We start from the raw sequence: 2,645 nt of genomic DNA, 5'->3' as shown, positions 1-2,645 counted from the left end.
GCTGACGCTGGCCTATGTGCGCGAGCGCAAGGCCTTCGGCGCCACGCTGTGGGACAAGCAGGCGATTCGCCAGCGCATGGCCATGCGGGCAGCGCAGGTGGCGGCGGCCCGCCAGTTGGTTTACCACGCGGCCTGGCTCGATGCGCAGGGGCGCGAGTGCGTGAAGGAGGTGTCCATGGTCAAGGCGCTGTGCGGCGAGCTGGTCAACGATGTGGTCTATGACTGCCAGCAGTTCCACGGCGGCTTCGGCTACATGCGCGAGGCCGCGATCGAGCGTATGGTGCGCGACGCACGCGTCCAAGCTATCGGTGGCGGTGCCACCGAGGTCATGCTCGAAGAAGTGGCGAAACGGTTGTGAACATGAGCACCTCTCAAGCTACTTCAGTCATGGAAGAGCCGGTCGAGCTGCCGCTGAAGGAGGTCCTGCCCGGCATCCTGATGTTCACGCTGCCGGTGGACTATGGCATCGACCACGTCAACATCTACCTGATTCGCGAAAGCGAGGGTTGGTGCCTATTCGACACGGGTGCCGACTGCGAAGCCGCCCGTGCGCTGTGGCTGCGCGCCCTGGAGGGACCACTAGCGGCCGGCCTGACGCGCATCATCGTCTCGCACCACCACCCCGACCACCTCGGGCTGGCAGTGTGGCTGCACGAGCGCACCGGCGCTACCATCCTGATGCGCGAGGAAGAACGGACGGTGGCGGGGCAGACGCACGTGCCCAGCGCCGATGACCGCGCCTACTGTATCGACTTCATGTGCCGCCATGGGGTGGCGCCGGAGGATGCGCAACAGGTGGTGGGCGGGGTCTTGCAAAGCAACATGGCCTGCGCCGTGCCGGCGCGCGTCGAGCCGCTCGAAGCCGGCCAGACGCTGCGCATCGGCGAGCATGTGTTCGAGGTGCTGGTGCTGGGCGGTCACAGCATTGCACAGATTTGCCTGTATGCGCCCAAGTTGAAGCTGCTGCTCACGGGCGACCAGTTGCTCGAACGCATCACGCCCAACATCGGCGTCTGGCCCTATGGCGAAACCGATCCGCTGCCGCGCTATCTGAACAGCCTGCGCACAATTGCCGCGCTGGATATCGAGCACGTGCTGCCGGCCCATCACGACGTCTACCACGCCGGGGTCAAGCGCGCGCACGGACTGGTGGCGCACCATCAAAAAGCGTTGCGCAAGTTCATGGCGCGCCTGGGCGCGGGGGGCATGAATGCCACCGAACTCGGCTACGCCGTTTATGGCGCGCAGAGCGACCCGCTGCATGCTTACCTTGCCATGGGCGAAACCCTGGCGCACCTGCTGTGGCTGGAGCGCTCCGGCTACGTGCGCCATGAAGAAACGCTAGCCGCGACCCGCTGGTATCCGGTGACGGCGGCCGGCGAAGAGCCCACCCTCACCTTGTCTGGAGATATGTCGAGATGACAGAAACACACACCATCAACGAAGAAGAAATCGCCAAGAGATGGCAGAAGTTTGCCCATGTGTCTCCGTATAACCGCGAACTGGGCCTCCTGCCGCACGCAGCGCGAACCGACTGGTGCGTGCTCAAGGTCGAGTATCAGGAAGCGCTGGTGGGCGATCCGCAGACCAGGGTTTTGCATGGCGGCGTGATCACTGCGCTGCTCGACGCAGCGTTCGGATTCGCGATTTTCGTCAAGCTGCCAGAGATACGGCCGATGGCCACGCTGGACTTGCGCATCGACTACCTCAAGCCCGCCACGCCCGGGCGTGCGATTCTGGGAGGGGCCGTTTGCTACAAGCTGACTGCAGAACTGGCGTTCGTCCGAGGCGCTGCTTACCACGACACGCCGGACGACCCAATTGCCACCGCCGTCGGCATTTACATGTTTACTTCCGGGCGACCGGTATTGCGCAACGAGGATGTGCCACGATGAAATGGACCGAACAAATTGACCATGCGCGCGCCCAGGGTGACTGGAGCGAAGTGATCCGGGCGGTGCCCTTTGCGCGTTTTCTGGACTTGCGCATCGATGTCAAGGGCGAGGAGTTCACCTGCGTCCTGCCATTCCAGGAAAAACTGATAGGCAACCCCATCCTGCCGGCTCTGCATGGCGGAGCCACCGGGGGGTTTCTGGAGTGCGCCGGATTGTTCTACCTGCTGTGGCACATGGACAGCCGGGACTTGCCCAAGACCATCGATTTCAACATTGATTACCTGCGCTCGGGCCGTCCGCAGGACACCTATGCCAACGTCGTGATGGTCAAGCTGGGCCAGCGTGTGGCGAATCTGCGCATCCAGGCATGGCAATCCAGCCCCGATAAGCCCATCGCCCTTGGCCACGGCAATTTCATGCTGCGTGCCTGAGCTCATTACGAAGGAGACAAATCCATGAGCCAATCTGTTTACAAATCCGTGTTTCGCCCCGGCCTCTTTGCCGGTCAGACGGTGATCGTCACCGGCGGTGGCAGCGGCATCGGCCGCTGCACTGCGCACGAGTTGTCCAACCTGGGCGCCAGCGTGGCGCTGGTGGGCCGCAAGATCGAGAAGCTGCAGGCGGTGCAGGCCGAGATCGAAGCGGCGGGTGGCAAAGCCAGCATCCATGTCTGCGACATCCGCGACGAGCCGGGCGTCAAGGACCTGGTTGCCGACGTGATTGCGCAGCACGGCCGGATCGATGGCCTGG

The 2,645-nt window shown here is 63.6% G+C and carries 5 protein-coding genes; all 5 read left to right on the top strand.

The window, feature by feature from the left end; translation table 11 throughout:
• Positions 1-358, top strand: a 358-nt coding sequence (locus ABYB95_RS21045; RefSeq protein WP_372661498.1) for an acyl-CoA dehydrogenase family protein, incomplete at its 5' end; no start/stop codon positions are given.
• A gap of 2 nt (positions 359-360) precedes the next feature.
• Entirely contained in the window at positions 361-1,422 is a 1,062-nt protein-coding gene (locus ABYB95_RS21040; protein ID WP_372661495.1) for an MBL fold metallo-hydrolase, read from the top strand.
• Entirely contained in the window at positions 1,419-1,895 is a 477-nt protein-coding gene (locus tag ABYB95_RS21035) for a PaaI family thioesterase (protein WP_008905484.1), read from the top strand. The genes ABYB95_RS21040 and ABYB95_RS21035 overlap by 4 nt, the downstream gene beginning before the upstream one ends.
• Positions 1,892-2,326 carry a PaaI family thioesterase gene (locus tag ABYB95_RS21030; protein ID WP_008905485.1) on the top strand — a complete coding sequence of 145 codons (435 nt, stop codon included), beginning with the start codon at positions 1,892-1,894 and terminating at the stop codon, positions 2,324-2,326. Before ABYB95_RS21035 ends, ABYB95_RS21030 begins: the two co-directional genes overlap by 4 nt.
• 24 nt (positions 2,327-2,350) lie before the next feature.
• Positions 2,351-2,645: SDR family NAD(P)-dependent oxidoreductase (locus ABYB95_RS21025; protein WP_372661492.1), on the top strand; the 295-nt coding region annotated here is incomplete at its 3' end.

Source organism: Hydrogenophaga sp., from assembly GCF_041633695.1.
Taxonomy (GTDB): Bacteria; Pseudomonadota; Gammaproteobacteria; order Burkholderiales; family Burkholderiaceae_C; genus Hydrogenophaga.
The sequence above is the reverse complement of the archived record's forward strand: the minus strand, read 5'-3'. Positions and strand labels throughout refer to the sequence as shown.